We start from the raw sequence: 14,297 nt of genomic DNA, 5'->3' as shown, positions 1-14,297 counted from the left end.
CAGATTACTGCGCTTTTTCTGCCGCAGCAGGCGCAGGCGCCTGTGCTTTTTCATCTGCTTTAGGCGCTGGTTTGATATCAAGCAGTTCAACATCAAATACCAGGGTGGAGTTAGCCGGGATGCCCGGAACGCCATTTTTGCCGTAAGCCAGATTTGGTGGGATCACCAGCTTGATCTTGCCGCCTTTCTTCACATGCTTCAGACCTTCGGTCCAGCCTGGGATAACACCATCCAGACGGAACGAGAGTGGCTCACCACGGGTATAAGAGTTGTCGAATTCAGTACCATCAATCAGCGTACCTTTGTAGTTCACCACTACGGTATCGCTGTCTTTAGGTGCGTCGCCGGTCCCTTCTTTCTCAACTTTATAAAGCAGGCCGCTTTCGGTTTTCTTCACGCCGCTCTCTTTAGCAAATTTGGTCGCGAACGCTTCACCCTTTTCAGAGTTCTCTTTCGCATCTTTTTCCATTTTCGCTGAGGCTGCGCCTTTCACGCGGCCTTCAAAGGATTGCAGCGTCTGCTCAATCTCTTCATCAGACAGTTTGCTCTTACCACCAAATGCATCCTGAACACCAGCAATCAGCTGCTGCTTATCCAGTTTGATGCCCAGTTTTTCCTGCTCCTTCAGGGAGTTGTCCATGTAGCGACCCAGTGAAGCACCCAGTGCGTAGGCAGACTGCTGGTCTTCATCTTTGAAAGCAGCATTCTTAGGTGCCTGTGGCGCGGACTGTGGCGCAGCAGCGGGTGCAGCCTGTGGGGCCGCAGCGGTGTCTGCCGCCATTGCCAGCGGAGCATTCAGTGCAACAGCCATGGTGGTAGCTAACAATGTGACTTTAAACAGTGATTTCATCCATTCTCCAAAACCGAAGCGTCTAACCTCGGGAAACATTGCGGACTTCAGGGTCCACACTATAACTTTACGTGGCAGTGGCGAACACTCCCACAATGTAATTACCCGGTCTACCTCCGACCTTTATAACATCGGGAAGTTTCATCAGAGATGATGCCGCGCAGCCTTTTTTCAAGCGCAACGCTGGAGGTAGTGAAAAAAACAGGTGATTCCTGGCATTCAGGTCGTAGAATCACGCCCCGAGTCGCACCTTAACAGAGGAACAGGTCATGCAACAATCTGAGTGGGAACAGCGTCTGGAGACGTTAGAGAGTAAACTGGCCTTTCAGGAGATGACGATCGATCAGCTAAACAGCGCAGTGGTTCAGCATGAGCTTGAGATGAATAAAATGCGTGAACAGATGCGCATTTTAACTGACAAGCTCAAAGCGAATGCGCCCTCGATGGTCGCCTCACAGTCTGAAGAGACGCCGCCCCCGCACTACTGATCGCGGGCCATCTGGCCCCGGTTCAGCCGGGCTGAACCAGAGTAACGACCAAAAGAAAGGCCACCCGGAGGTGGCCTTTAAAGGACTGTTGAGACTTAGTGGCTGCAACCGCAACCGCCAGTTCCGCAACCGCCTTTACCGTGATCATGGTCGTGGTCGTGATCATGGCCGTGATCGTGGTCATGATGATGGCCATCTGCACCGTGAACATGGCCATGAGCCAGTTCTTCTGGTGTGGCTTCACGGATAGCAACCACTTCAACGTTGAAGTTCAGGTTCTGACCCGCCAGCATGTGGTTACCATCAACCACGACGTGTTCATCTTCAACTTCAGTGATTTCTACTGGCACCGGACCCTGATCGGTCTCTGCCAGGAAACGCATGCCAACCTGCAGTTCATCAACACCCATGAACACGTCTTTAGGAACGCGCTGCACCAGGTTGTCGTCATACTGACCGTAAGCATCGTTTGCCGGGATATGCACGTCAAACTTGTCGCCGGCAATGTGGTTTTCCAGCGCATTTTCCAGACCAGAAATCAGGGAACCATGACCGTGCAGGTAGTCTAACGGTGCACTCACCGGTGACTCGTCAACTAACACGCCGTCTTCTGTACGTACCTGATAGGCCAGGCTTACCACCAGGTCTTTTGCTACTTTCATGATATCTCCTAACCGTTGAGAGCTGAGATCCCGTCTCATTGGTCTATTCTTGCGTGCAATAACACCAACCAGAAAGGTTCGGGGCTGAGTACAAGAGGGATTTCACATTCTCTTGCGACTTAAGCCTTAATGGCGGTAATTGTAACGGAATTCAATCCCGCTGTAAGTTCAAGCGTAAAAAAAGCTGCCCGATTCCGCTACTCAGGATGGAAAATGCCAATAACCTGTTCATTTGAGCGAACCTGATCGCGCGCCTGCTTATCCGCCTCGCGCATCTGATGACCACACTTCACGCACTCCACCACATCAACATTATTTTCACGCCACATCGCCAGCGTGTCCTTTTCCTGACAGTGCGGGCATGTCGCACCGGCAATAAAACGTTTACGCATTAGCTTCTGCCTGTTTTAAGAGATTATTGGTCATCGTCCCAGCCGTCGAACTGCCGCTTCTCGTGCTGCATTTCGCGCTGGAAGATATCTTCCAGTTCACGCCGTGCTTCACGGACTCGTGAAGCCTGCGCCGCACTTTCAGAGAGATTGGGCATCAGCTCACGCAACATCCGCATATCAAGCCGGCGGAAATGTTGCTGGGCGCGGTGCGCCTGATGCGGATGCATCCCCAGCGTCATCAATGTTTTACGTCCCAGCTCCAGCGCACTGGAGAAGGTCTCGCGCGAGAACTGCGTGACGCCTGCCTGTAACAGCTCATGGGCTTCGACGCGGCCACGGGCGCGCGCCTGAATCTGCAGCTGCGGAAAATGCTGCTGGCACAGATGCACGATCGTCATCACATCTTCCGGTTCATTGCAGGTGATGACAATTGACTGCGCGTTGGCTGCACCGGCTGCCCGAAGTAACTCCAGTTCGGTAGCATCGCCGTAATAGACCTTATAGCCATATTTCCGCATCAGACTTACCACACTGATGTCGCGCTCCAGCACGGTGATGCGTTTATTGTTCGCCATCAACAAGCGTCCCACCACCTGACCGAAGCGACCAAAGCCCACCACAATCACCTGTGGCTGATCATCTTCAACAAAGTGTTTTTCTGCATCTTCATCCGTCTCGTTGAAGCGGCGTGCCAGCAGACGATCGACTCCCTTCATCAGCAGCGGCGTGGTCATCATCGACAGCGTCACCGTCACCAGCAGCATCGGCAGTTGCTCGCCTGAGAAGAGCTTTGCCGAGGATGCCGCTGAAAATAGCACAAAGGCGAACTCACCACCCTGACTCAGCACACCCGCGAACTGCTGTCGCTCTGAACTGCGCAGGCCATAAATGCGCGCCAGCACATAGAGCACCCCTGTTTTCACCGCCACCAGCGTCACCACACCCAGCAGGATGGTCACAATATGGGTATAGAGCACACCGAGATTGAGCGCCATGCCTACCGAAATAAAGAACAGGCCCAGCAGTAAACCTTTGAACGGGTCGATAGCCACTTCCAGCTCATGGCGGTATTCGCTCTCCGCCAGCAGGATCCCGGCAATAAACGTACCCAGCGCCATCGACAGGCCCAGCGCATCCATAAACAGCGCGGAACCCAGCACCAGCAGCAGCGACGCCGCGGTAAAGACCTCGCGCACGCCCGATGCGGCGATGTAACGGAAGATTGGTCGCAGCAGATAGCGTCCGCCTACCAGCATGCCGGCAAACGCCAGCACTTTCATGCCAACCTTCATCCAGTCGATATGGCCGCTGTCGGTCCCGGCCAGCAGCGGGATCAGCGCCAGGGCAGGAATAACCGCGATATCCTGGAACAGCAGCACCGAAAAGCCCAGCTGACCCGCTTCGCTGCGGTTCATGCCTTTATCCATCATCAGCTGCAGCGCCATGGCGGTCGAGGACATCGCCAGGCCAATCCCGCCGATGATCGCCGCCTGCCAGCTAAAATGGGTCAGCCACAATAAGCCGCCGAGAATGGCTGCGGAGAAGATGACCTGCGCCGCGCCGACCCCAAAAATGGAGCGGCGCAGCGCCCACAGCTTTGCCGGGTTCAGCTCCAGCCCGATAATAAACATCAGGAAAACCACGCCGAGCTCAGAGAAGTGAAGAATCTCGTCGACGTCGCTGATAAAACCTAATCCCCACGGGCCGATGGCGATACCCGCCACCAGATAACCCAGAACTGCACCAATACCGAGGCGAGCCGCCACCGGTACAATCAAGACCGCCGCGACCAGATAAATCACCCCCGCGGTCAGCAGCGTTTGCCCTTCCATCTATACCCCTCCATTCAGCAGCGGTGCCGCGAGCCAGTCACCATAAGCGCGGGCGTAATTTTTCAATAATTCAGGACTCTGACGACGTGCCATGTAAACAATCATCGGCGGCATCCAGTGCATACGGCACATCCGGGCGGTCAGCTCAAAAGGCCGCATAATGTCATTGAGCGAATAGCGGTTCAGACCCTGCTGCTTAAAGGCACTTTCCGGTTCGCCGGTCGTCACCACGCTGCGCCAGTATTTACCTTCAAGTGCATTGCCATCCACGCCATTGGCGAAGCCGCGGGACAGAACCCGATCCAGCCACTCTTTCAGCAATGCCGGACAGCTGTAGGTATAGAGCGGATGCTGAAAAATGATCACGTCATGTTCGCGCAGTAACTGTTGTTCATGATGAATATCGATAAAAAAATCCGGATAGGCCGCGTACAGATCGTGCACGGTGACGTGTTCCAGTGCCTGAGCCGGCTGTAACAAAATCCGATTCGCGATCGAATCCTGTGATTCCGGATGAGCATAAAGCAGCAAAACCCTGGGTGGCTGCGACATCCTTTCCCTCCAAAGCGTCGTCATTGGTGCGGTTTTCAGCTACCATGCACGACGCAGCAAAATCTCATTATGTTGCCAGTAAATTAACATATTCTGACGATACGGCGCTTACATGATTGTCTTCTCAGCCTTACAAATTCGCCGCGGCATCCGCGTCCTGCTCGACAATGCCACCGCCACCATTAATCCCGGTCAGAAGGTCGGGCTGGTGGGTAAAAACGGCTGTGGGAAATCCACGCTGCTGTCGCTGTTAAAAGGTGAAATCACCAGCGATGCCGGCACCGTCACGTTCCCCGCTCACTGGGCGCTGGCCTGGGTGAATCAGGAAACGCCAGCGCTGGATAAAGCCGCGCTGGAGTACGTGATTGATGGCGATCGCCAGTTTCGTCAGCTTGAAGCCGAGCTGGCGGACGCCAATCTGCGTGACGATGGCAATGCCATTGCGCTGCTGCATGGCCAGCTGGACGCGGTGCAGGCGTGGAGCATTCATGCGCGCGCCTCAAGCCTGTTGCACGGCCTGGGCTTCAGTCAGGAGCAGTTGCAACGGCCGGTCAGCGACTTTTCTGGTGGCTGGCGCATGCGCCTCAATCTGGCACAGGCGTTGATTTGCCGTTCCGATCTGCTGTTGCTGGATGAACCGACCAACCACCTCGATCTCGATGCGGTGATCTGGCTGGAGCGCTGGCTGAAAAGTTATGAAGGCACACTGATCCTGATCTCGCACGATCGTGACTTCCTCGATCCGGTCATCGACAAAATTATTCATATCGAACAGGAGTCGATGTTCGAATATACCGGCAACTACAGCTCCTTTGAACGGCAGCGCGTCGCCAAGCTGGCTCAGCAGCAGGCGCTGTATGAGAGTCAGCAGGAGAAAGTCGCGCATTTGCACAGCTACATTGATCGCTTCCGCGCCCAGGCGACCAAGGCGAAACAGGCACAGAGCCGCATCAAGATGCTGGAGCGCATGGAGATGATTGCGCCCGCCCATGTTGATAATCCATTCAGCTTCACCTTCCGCAAGCCGGAAAACCTGCCTAATCCACTGATGAAGATGGAGAAGGTCACCGCAGGTTATGGCGATCGCATCATTCTCGACGCGATCAAGCTCAACCTGGTGCCAGGCTCACGCATCGGCCTGCTGGGACGTAACGGAGCCGGTAAATCCACCCTGATTAAGCTGCTGGCAGGTGAGCTGGAGGCGATGCATGGCAAGATGGGGCTGGCGAAAGGGATCAAGCTTGGTTACTTCGCCCAGCATCAGCTGGAGTACCTGCGGGCCGATGAGTCACCGCTGCAGCATCTGTCGCGCATTGCGCCTGACGTGCTGGAACAGCAGCTGCGCGACTATCTGGGCGGCTTCGATTTCCGCGGCGACAAAGTCACGGAGAACACTGAGCGCTTCTCCGGCGGTGAGAAAGCGCGACTGGTGCTGGCGCTGATTGTCTGGCAACGCCCTAACCTGCTGTTGCTCGATGAACCAACCAACCACCTGGATCTTGATATGCGCCAGGCGCTGACCGAAGCGCTGATCGACTTCGAAGGTGCACTGGTGGTGGTCTCGCATGACCGTCACCTGCTGCGCGCGACCACGGACGATCTCTATCTGGTGCATGATGGCAAAGTGGATGTGTTTGAGGGCGACCTCGAAGATTATCAGCAGTGGCTGAGCGATCTGCAGAAACAGCAGGCGCAACAGGATGCCGCGCCGAAACTGGATAACGGTAACAGCGCCCAGGCGCGTAAAGATCAAAAGCGCCGTGATGCCGAACTGCGCACCCAGACCCAGCCGCTGCGCAAAGAGATAGAGAAGCTGGAAAAGCAGATGAGCAAATGGCAGAGCCAGCTGGCCGATGCCGAAGCGCAGCTCGCAGACAGTGCGATTTATGATCAGAGCCGAAAAGCGGACCTGACCACTGCACTCAAGCGGCAGGCGGAAAGTAAATCTGCGCTGGAAGAGGTTGAGATGGCGTGGCTGGAAGCCCAGGAACAGCTCGAACAGATTATGGCCTCATAAAAAATCTCCCCGCTTACGGGGAGATGCTTTTTAACGGGGTTTGTCGCCCAGTACCGTTGCCCGCTGCATGATCCGCCGGGCCGGATAATAGTCGGCATTGGCATAATGCTGCGTGACCCGATTATCCCAGATAGCCAGATCGTCTGGCTGCCAGCGCCAGCGCACCTGAAACTCCGGTTTGGTGGCGTGCGCAAACAGGAAGCCCAGCACCGCATCACTCTCCTTCTCGCTTAAATCCAGGATCCGCGTGGTAAAGCCTTCATTCACAAACAGCGCTTTTTTGCCGCTGACCGGATGCGTGCGGATTACCGGATGCTGCACGGGTGGATGTTTTGCCACCGCCTGCTGCCAGCGCAGATGTTCTTCCTCCGTTTTGCGGTACTTATACTCCTGGAATGATTTTTTAAAATCATGCTCGGCGCGGAGACCCTCCAGCAACTGCTTAAAAGGCACTGACAGCGCCTCGTAAGCGGCGATGCCACTGGTCCAGAGCGTGTCACCGCCCGCTTCCGGTAAGACTTTGGATGCCAGCAGCGCGACAGCCGGTGGTGTTTCGATAAAGGTGACATCGGTGTGCCAGTTGTCATTATCCGGCGGATTATCCTGATGGGTATCGAGCACGATAATCTCTTCGACGCCCTCCGCATGGGGATAGACCGGATGGATATGCAGGTCGCCAAAACGGATTGCCAGTGCGCGATGCTGTTCCGGCGTTATTTTCTGGTCCCGCAGAAACAGCACCTGATGACGCAGCAAGCCATGATACAGCTGCTCAAACTGCGCATCACTCAATGGCCGTGAGACATCCAGGTTTGAGACCTGCGCGCCTATGTAAGGGCCAAGCGGGGTAAAACTCAGACGTTCATTCATGATTGTTCTCCACTCCAGGGCGTCAGACGGCGCTGCAACGCGCGGAGCCCAAGTTCCAGGCTAAAAGCGATAAAAGCAATCACGGCGATACCCGCCAGCACCACATCGGTGGCGAGGAATTCTCCCGCTGACTGCACCATAAAACCGAGGCCACGCGTGGCGGCAATCAGCTCCGCCGCCACCAGCGTTGACCAGCCCACCCCGAGCCCAATGCGCAGGCCGGTCAGAATCTCCGGCAGCGCGCCCGGCAGAATCACCCAGCGCAGCAGCTGCCAGCGGTTAGCTCCCAGCGAGCGCGCCGCACGAATCCGTACCTGCTGGGTGTTACGCACCCCGGCCAGCGTGGAGAGCGTCACCGGCGCGAAGATGGCCAGGCTGATCAGCAGGATTTTCGACGTCTCACCAATGCCAAACCAGATCACCATCAGCGGCAGATAGGCAAGTGGCGGAATCGGGCGATAAAGCTCAATAAGCGGATCAAGCAGACCGCGAGCTACCGGGCTGAGGCCCATCAGAATCCCCACCGGAATGCCGATGACGGCAGCCGCGGTCAGCGCAATCAGCATCCGCGTCAGGCTGGCGGCCAGATGCTGCCACAGCGTGGCATCCATAAAGCCCTGGGCGCTGGCAATCAGCAGCAGCTTGCTGAACACCTGCTGTGGCGACGGCAGGAACAGCGGAGCAATCAGGCCCAGCGCGGTCACGCCCCACCAGAGCAGCAACAGCAGAGAGAGACTCAGCATGCTCAGCGTGAACGTGGTTGAAAATGGCCAGCGCAAACGACGGCGCACCGGCAGAGACTTGTCGTGGATTAACGCGCTCATGCAAACGCCTCCCGCTGGTCAAATACGCGGCTCAGCACATATTCGCGCTGGGCGATAAACTGCGGATCGGATTTTATGCTGCGGCACGACTCACCTGCGGCAAAGCGCTGACCAAAGCCGGGCCGCAAGCGTTCCACGATGCGGCCGGGTCCTGGCGACAGCAGAATCAGTTCGCTGGCCAGGAAAATAGCCTCTTCTATATCGTGCGTAATCAGCAGGATCTGTTTACCGCTGTCGCGCCACAGCGTCAGCAGCAGGGTCTGCATCTGCTCGCGGGTAAAGGCATCCAGTGCGCCAAATGGCTCGTCAAGCAGCAGCAGTTGCGGATCGGTCGCCAGCGCGCGTGCAATGCCGACCCGCTGCCGCTGACCGCCTGACAACTGCCAGATGGCGCGCTTCTCCGCCCCTTCCAGCCCCACCTGCCTGATGAGCTTCCGTGCGATGGCCTCGCGCGCCGGACGCGACATCCCCGCCAGCTGCAGACCAAAGGCAACGTTATCCAGCACGTTACGCCATGGCAGTAAGCCTTCATGCTGAAACACCACGCCGCGCTCCGCACCAGGCCCCGTCACTGGCTGGTTATCCAGCGTGATGCTGCCCGACTCCACCGGCAGAAATCCGGCAACCAGATTAAGCAGCGTGGTTTTGCCGCAGCCGGAGGGGCCGAGCACCACCAGCAGTTCATGGCTATCCAGCTGCAAATTGATATCCTGCAACACCGGTTGTCCGGCATAACGGGCATGAAGATGAGCGATACGCAGCATCGTGCCTCCTTAGGGTTTAACTAATGGTGCGACGAAACGGGAGGTCACATAGCTGCTGTAGTCGTTATCCGCCTGCGGCACCCGGCCCTGTGCTTTCAGAAACTGCGCAGTATCGACGATCGCTTTATTGACCGGTTTGCCCAGCTGCTCAACCTGCTGCTGCGCCGTGAGGTAGGTATTGCCCTTCACCAGATCCGGCACCTGCGCTTCCGGCACACCGCTAAGGCGGGAGAGTTTGCTGAGATTATCGGGCTGCTTCAGCCAGCTATCGGGGCTGTTAAGATAGGCCTGCTGCGCATCAAGCGCGCTGCGGGCAAATGCGGTCACGATCTCCGGATGCTGCTCAGCGAAATCTTTGCGGACCACCCAGACATCCAGCGTCGGCGATCCCCAGCTCCCCACTGCCGCCGAGTCGGTCAGCACTTTGCCCTGTTTTTCCAGTTCATTCACCGCAGGCGCCCAGACGTAAGCGCCATCAATGTCGCCACGCTGCCACGCCGCGATAATCGCAGGCGGCTGCAGATTAACCAGCTGTACCTGCGACGGCTTGATGCCCCAGTGTTTCAGTGCAGCAAGCAGGCTATAGTGAGTGGTAGAGATGAACGGCACCGCGATGCGCTTGCCGATGAGATCGTTGGGAGTGATGATGTTCTTCTTTACCACCAGCGCTTCAGAGTTGCCCAGCTGTGAGGCAAGCAGAAACGCTTCGATTGGCAGCTTTTGCGCCGCTGCGACCGCTAACGGACTGGAGCCGATATTGCCAATCTGGACGTCGCCGGACGCCAGCGCGCGCAATACGCCTGCACCGCTGTCAAACTTACGCCAGTCGACGCTGGCCCCGCTCTCTTTGGCAAAACTGCCATCAGCCTGTGCCACTTTCGCCGGTTCGGCAGAGGTCTGGTACGCAACGGTGACATTGACTGCATCAGCCCGAAACGCCAGCAGCGCCATCGCTGCGGCTAAGAAAGTTAAACGTGTTGCTGCCATGATCACTACCCCACCAGTTTTATCGTGGAGGCAGTGTCTCTGCACGCAATAGTTTCATAAAGGAATTAAAAATTATCCCTAATAGAAATAAGTTCTTAGATCACTATCTGCAAAACTAAGCTGAAAATCGCAAATGCTGAAAATAGCTAAAGTAAGCAAAAATGTCAGGCGCTCACATTGTGCCTGTGTTATTGATATGCGTTCCCAATTATTGCCTGTTAAGGTCTTTAAATCCGATGTCGATCGAGAAAGTCGCTCAGCTGGCTGGCGTTTCCAAAGCCACGGTATCGCGGGTTCTCAACGCGCATCCCGGCGTAAAGCCCGATACGCGTGAGAAAGTTCTGGCGGCAATCTCTGCCTGCGACTATCAGCCCAACTTACTGGCACGTCAGCTGCGGACGGCACAAAGCCACATGCTGCTGGTGCTGATCTCGGATATTACCAACCCCTTCTGTTCGCGCGTGGTTCAGGGCATTGAAGCCGAAGCAGAACTGCACGGCTATCACATTCTGCTTTGCAACTCCGCCTCGCAGCTTCAGCGTGAAGCCGCCTATCTTTCGCTGCTGACCGGAAAAGTGGTGGATGGTGTAATAACGATGGATGCCGCATCAGGGTTGCAGGATTTGCAGGCGCTGATCGCCGGGGCGCCCTGGGTGCAATGCTGTGAATTTGATCCGGATATTCCCGCCTCCTCGGTCAGCATTGATCACCTTGAAGCCGCGCGTGACACCATCCATTACCTCGCGGGTAAAGGGCGGAAACGCATTGGGCTGGTCAATGGCGACATGCGTTACCTCTACTCGCATCATCGTGAAAAGGGCTACCGCCAGGCCATTGAGGAGCTGGGCTATGCGTGGTCCGCCGTCTCCTATACCTATGAAATCTCCCCAGAGGCAGGCATTCAGGCGATGAAGGAATTAATGGCATTGCCGGAACCGCCGGATGCGGTGTTTGCGGTTTCAGATGTGCTGGCGATGGGCGTGGTGCATGCGGCGCTGGAAGCGGGTCTGCGCGTGCCGGAAGATCTGGCGGTGGTGGGGTTTGACGGAGTGCCCTTTACCCGCAGCCTGAATCCGCCACTGACTACCATTGAACAGCCGATGAATCAGCTGGGCGCACGCAGCGTACAGCTGCTGCTGCAGAAGATCCGCAACCCGAACGCGCCGGTGATGCGTGAGGTGCTGCCCTGGACGCGCGTTGAACGCGCATCCAGCTGACTCAGTGCCAGATTAATAGCACGCAGGCAGCGGTCAGCAGCCCCATGGCGAGGTTAAATATTCTCCAGGCGCGGCGACTGCGCAGAATGCGACCAATCATCGCGCCAAATCCCATCCAGATGACGCCCGACACCAGATTAACCAGAAACATACCGACGCTTATGGCCATCACGGAATGACGATACGCATCACCGGCCAGACTGAAGCTGGCGACCGCGCCCAGCGCCATCAGCCAGGCTTTGGGGTTGATCAGCTGTAGCAGCCCGCCCTGCCAGAACGGCATTGGCGCATCCGGTGCCTGGTCAGTTTCCAGCTTTGCATAGCTGGCGGTGGCTATCTTCCACGCCAGCCAGAGCAGATAGAGGCTACCGGCGATTTTCAGCATCAGATGCAGCGAGGGATAGAGCAGGATCAAACCGCCTACGCCAAAGGCCACCATCAGCAGCATCACCTGCATGCCGATCATGATGCCGATCATCAGCGGAATCGTGCGCAGAAAGCCAAAATTAGCGCCCGAGGCGGTGAGTAACATATTATTGGGGCCTGGCGTAATGGCCGCGACCCACAGAAATCCCAACATTGATAAGAAAAGACTCAGTTCCATGGCAATCGGGTACTCCTTACCCTGCAATAAAAAACTTATCGAAGCTAACAGTGTGATATGGAACAGACAAGCTTTTACCACATGAAATTTACCGGCCCGGAAAACGAGCAGTTCAGACCACCTGACACGCTGCGTAACGCGCATCTGCAGACGATGCTGCCGCGCCTGTTACGTCGCCGTATCACCTTCGCTCCTCACTGGCAGCGTCTCGATCTGCCCGATGGCGATTTCGTCGATCTCGCCTGGAGCGAAGATCCGCAGCTGGCGCAGCATAAACCGCGCGTGGTGCTGTTTCATGGACTGGAGGGCAGCTTTCAGAGTCCCTATATTCATGGCCTGATGGCGATCTGCCGCGCAAGCGGCTGGCTGGCAGTAGTGATGCATTTTCGCGGCTGCAGCGGCGAACCTAACCGGCTGAACCGCATCTATCACTCCGGCGAAACTGAAGATGCCCGCTTCTTCCTGCGCTGGCTGCGCACCCGCTGGGGTCATGTGCCTACCGCCGCCGTGGGTTTCTCGCTGGGCGGCAACATGCTGGGCTGCCTGCTCGGCCAGCAGGGTGCCGCTGCGGAGGTGGATGCCGCCGTGATTGTCTCCGCCCCGCTGCTGCTGGAACCGTGCAGCGTGAAACTGGAACGCGGCTTCTCGCGCTTCTATCAGTACTACCTGCTGGCGCAGCTCAAGAAAAATGCACGCCGCAAACTGCATGCCTGGCCGGACACCCTGCCGGTTAATCTGGCACAGCTCAAAGCGATGCGGCGACTGCGCGATTTTGATGATGCGATTACAGCCCGCGCCCACGGTTTTGTCGATGCAGCAGATTATTATCATCGTGCCAGCGCCATGCCCTGGCTGAAACACACAGAGAAACCGCTGCTGATCATCCACGCCAAAGACGATCCCTTTATGAGTGATGAGGTGATCCCGCACAGCAGCCAATTATCTGCCACTATTACTTATCAACTGACACCCTACGGCGGCCACGTCGGTTTTGTCGGCGGAACGCTACGCCAGCCTGAAATGTGGCTGGAACAGCGCATCCCGCAGTGGATCGCCCCTTTTCTGGATAACTGATCTTGTGATTATTCCCTGGCAACAGGTCTCACCTGAGACCCTTGAAAATCTGATTGAAACCTTTGTGCTGCGCGAAGGCACAGACTACGGCGAGCAGGAACGCAGCCTGCTGGACAAGGTAGCTGATGTGCGACGCCAGCTGGAAACCGGTGAAGTGGTGCTGGTGTGGTCGGAACTGCATGAATCGGTCAATATCATGCCGCGCAAAGAATTTCGTGGCTGATGCACCCGGCATCATTTCATGATAACAATGCTCATCGCCCGACCTCACAGGGAGCTTTTCTATGTCTGCACGTCATCCCATTATCGCGGTGACCGGTTCCAGCGGTGCAGGAACCACCACCACCAGCCTCGCGTTTCGTAAAATCTTTCAGCAGCTCGATCTTCATGCTGCTGAGCTTGAAGGCGACAGCTTTCACCGCTTTACCCGCCCTGAAATGGATATGGCGATTCGTAAGGCGCGCGATTTAGGACGTCATGTCAGCTACTTTGGCCCGGAAGCCAATGACTTTGGTCTGCTGGAGCAGAGCTTTAAAGAGTATGGTCAAAGCGGACAGGGCCAGTCGCGTAAATATCTGCACACCTACGATGAAGCCGTACCGTGGAATCAGGTGCCCGGCACCTTTACGCCCTGGCAGCCGCTGCCGCAGAACACTGACATTCTGTTCTATGAAGGACTGCACGGCGGCGTGGTGACGGCGCAGCATAACGTGGCGGAACAGGTTGATTTGCTGGTGGGCGTTGTGCCCATTGTTAACCTGGAGTGGATTCAGAAGCTGGTGCGCGACACCGGCGAGCGCGGTCATTCACGCGAAGCAGTGATGGATTCCGTGGTGCGTTCGATGGAAGATTACATCAATTTCATCACGCCACAGTTCTCGCGCACCCACATCAACTTTCAGCGCGTCCCGACCGTCGACACCTCAAACCCGTTCGCTGCCCGCGCCATTCCGTCACTGGATGAGAGCTTTGTGGTGATTCATTTCCAGGCGCTGGAAGATATCGACTTCCCCTACCTGCTGGCGATGCTGCAGGGTTCGTTTATCTCGCACATCAATACGCTGGTCGTGCCCGGCGGCAAAATGGGTCTGGCGATGGAGCTGATCATGGGTCCGCTGGTGAAGCGGCTGATGGAAGGTAAGCGGATAGAGTAAGAGGTCAGCA

Annotated in this window: 16 protein-coding genes; 6 read left to right on the top strand and 10 right to left on the bottom strand. The window is 56.5% G+C overall.

Translation table 11 applies throughout. The features are described 5' to 3' along the window. Positions 1-4: 4 nt before the first annotated feature. Positions 5-850 carry an FKBP-type peptidyl-prolyl cis-trans isomerase gene (gene fkpA / locus EE896_RS02055; protein WP_003852921.1) on the bottom strand — a complete coding sequence of 282 codons (846 nt, stop codon included), beginning with the start codon at positions 848-850 and terminating at the stop codon, positions 5-7. A 269-nt stretch (positions 851-1,119) separates the two neighbouring features. Between fkpA and EE896_RS02050 the strand changes: the two genes are divergently transcribed. Next, positions 1,120-1,338 carry a SlyX family protein gene (locus tag EE896_RS02050; RefSeq protein ID WP_003852923.1) on the top strand — a complete coding sequence of 73 codons (219 nt, stop codon included), beginning with the start codon at positions 1,120-1,122 and terminating at the stop codon, positions 1,336-1,338. Positions 1,339-1,433: 95 nt separating this feature from the next. Here the strand turns inward: EE896_RS02050 and slyD are convergent, their stop codons facing one another. The 4 genes from slyD to kefG all read right to left on the bottom strand — a co-directional run bounded on the left by slyD (position 1,434) and on the right by kefG (position 4,776). Further along, the gene (gene slyD / locus EE896_RS02045) at positions 1,434-2,000 is read right to left on the bottom strand and encodes a peptidylprolyl isomerase (protein ID WP_003852924.1); all 567 of its coding nucleotides are present in this window, start codon (positions 1,998-2,000) and stop codon (positions 1,434-1,436) included. Between the two features lie 197 nt (positions 2,001-2,197). Beyond that, positions 2,198-2,392 carry a YheV family putative zinc ribbon protein gene (locus EE896_RS02040; protein ID WP_003852926.1) on the bottom strand — a complete coding sequence of 65 codons (195 nt, stop codon included), beginning with the start codon at positions 2,390-2,392 and terminating at the stop codon, positions 2,198-2,200. 23 nt (positions 2,393-2,415) lie between these two features. Beyond that, positions 2,416-4,224, bottom strand: coding sequence for a glutathione-regulated potassium-efflux system protein KefB (gene kefB, locus EE896_RS02035; RefSeq protein ID WP_003852928.1), 1,809 nt, complete (start codon positions 4,222-4,224; stop codon positions 2,416-2,418). Then, a complete protein-coding gene (gene kefG, locus EE896_RS02030) occupies positions 4,225-4,776 on the bottom strand; it encodes a glutathione-regulated potassium-efflux system ancillary protein KefG (protein ID WP_003852930.1) in 552 nt (183 codons plus the stop codon). Between the two features lie 112 nt (positions 4,777-4,888). Between kefG and EE896_RS02025 the strand changes: the two genes are divergently transcribed. After that, positions 4,889-6,793: an ABC transporter ATP-binding protein gene (locus EE896_RS02025; RefSeq protein WP_003852931.1), complete on the top strand. Its 1,905-nt coding sequence runs from the start codon at positions 4,889-4,891 to the stop codon at positions 6,791-6,793. A 30-nt stretch (positions 6,794-6,823) separates the two neighbouring features. Here the strand turns inward: EE896_RS02025 and tauD are convergent, their stop codons facing one another. Genes tauD through tauA form a run of 4 tightly spaced genes read right to left on the bottom strand, consistent with a single transcriptional unit; the run spans position 6,824 to position 10,238 of the window. Next, on the bottom strand, positions 6,824-7,663 hold the full coding sequence (tauD, locus tag EE896_RS02020; RefSeq protein WP_003852933.1) for a taurine dioxygenase: 840 nt from the start codon (positions 7,661-7,663) through the stop codon (positions 6,824-6,826). Next, on the bottom strand, positions 7,660-8,487 hold the full coding sequence (gene tauC / locus EE896_RS02015) for a taurine ABC transporter permease TauC (protein ID WP_003852935.1): 828 nt from the start codon (positions 8,485-8,487) through the stop codon (positions 7,660-7,662). Before tauC ends, tauD begins: the two co-directional genes overlap by 4 nt. Beyond that, entirely contained in the window at positions 8,484-9,251 is a 768-nt protein-coding gene (gene tauB / locus EE896_RS02010; protein ID WP_039660809.1) for a taurine ABC transporter ATP-binding subunit, read from the bottom strand. The genes tauC and tauB overlap by 4 nt, the downstream gene beginning before the upstream one ends. Positions 9,252-9,260: 9 nt before the next feature. Further along, positions 9,261-10,238 (bottom strand): taurine ABC transporter substrate-binding protein, encoded by a 978-nt coding sequence (tauA, locus tag EE896_RS02005; protein ID WP_082040849.1) that lies wholly within the window; start codon positions 10,236-10,238, stop codon positions 9,261-9,263. Between the two features lie 236 nt (positions 10,239-10,474). Between tauA and EE896_RS02000 the strand changes: the two genes are divergently transcribed. After that, positions 10,475-11,455, top strand: coding sequence for a LacI family DNA-binding transcriptional regulator (locus tag EE896_RS02000; RefSeq protein WP_105099974.1), 981 nt, complete (start codon positions 10,475-10,477; stop codon positions 11,453-11,455). 1 nt (position 11,456) lies between these two features. Here the strand turns inward: EE896_RS02000 and EE896_RS01995 are convergent, their stop codons facing one another. Then, positions 11,457-12,059: a LysE family translocator gene (locus tag EE896_RS01995; RefSeq protein ID WP_003852942.1), complete on the bottom strand. Its 603-nt coding sequence runs from the start codon at positions 12,057-12,059 to the stop codon at positions 11,457-11,459. Between the two features lie 57 nt (positions 12,060-12,116). Here EE896_RS01995 and EE896_RS01990 point away from each other — a divergent pair, with 57 nt between their 5' ends. The 3 genes from EE896_RS01990 (at position 12,117) to EE896_RS01980 (ending at position 14,287) form a co-directional block, all read left to right on the top strand. Next, complete coding sequence (locus EE896_RS01990; RefSeq protein WP_140916371.1) at positions 12,117-13,133, top strand: hydrolase; 1,017 nt, start codon at positions 12,117-12,119, stop codon at positions 13,131-13,133. A 4-nt stretch (positions 13,134-13,137) separates the two neighbouring features. Further along, entirely contained in the window at positions 13,138-13,356 is a 219-nt protein-coding gene (locus tag EE896_RS01985) for a YheU family protein (protein WP_003852945.1), read from the top strand. 61 nt (positions 13,357-13,417) lie between these two features. After that, complete coding sequence (locus EE896_RS01980; protein ID WP_003852946.1) at positions 13,418-14,287, top strand: phosphoribulokinase; 870 nt, start codon at positions 13,418-13,420, stop codon at positions 14,285-14,287. Positions 14,288-14,297: the final 10 nt, after the last annotated feature.

This window comes from Pantoea eucalypti (assembly GCF_009646115.1).
Taxonomy (GTDB): domain Bacteria; phylum Pseudomonadota; class Gammaproteobacteria; order Enterobacterales; family Enterobacteriaceae; genus Pantoea; species Pantoea eucalypti.
This window is presented reverse-complemented; position numbering and strand designations above follow the sequence as displayed.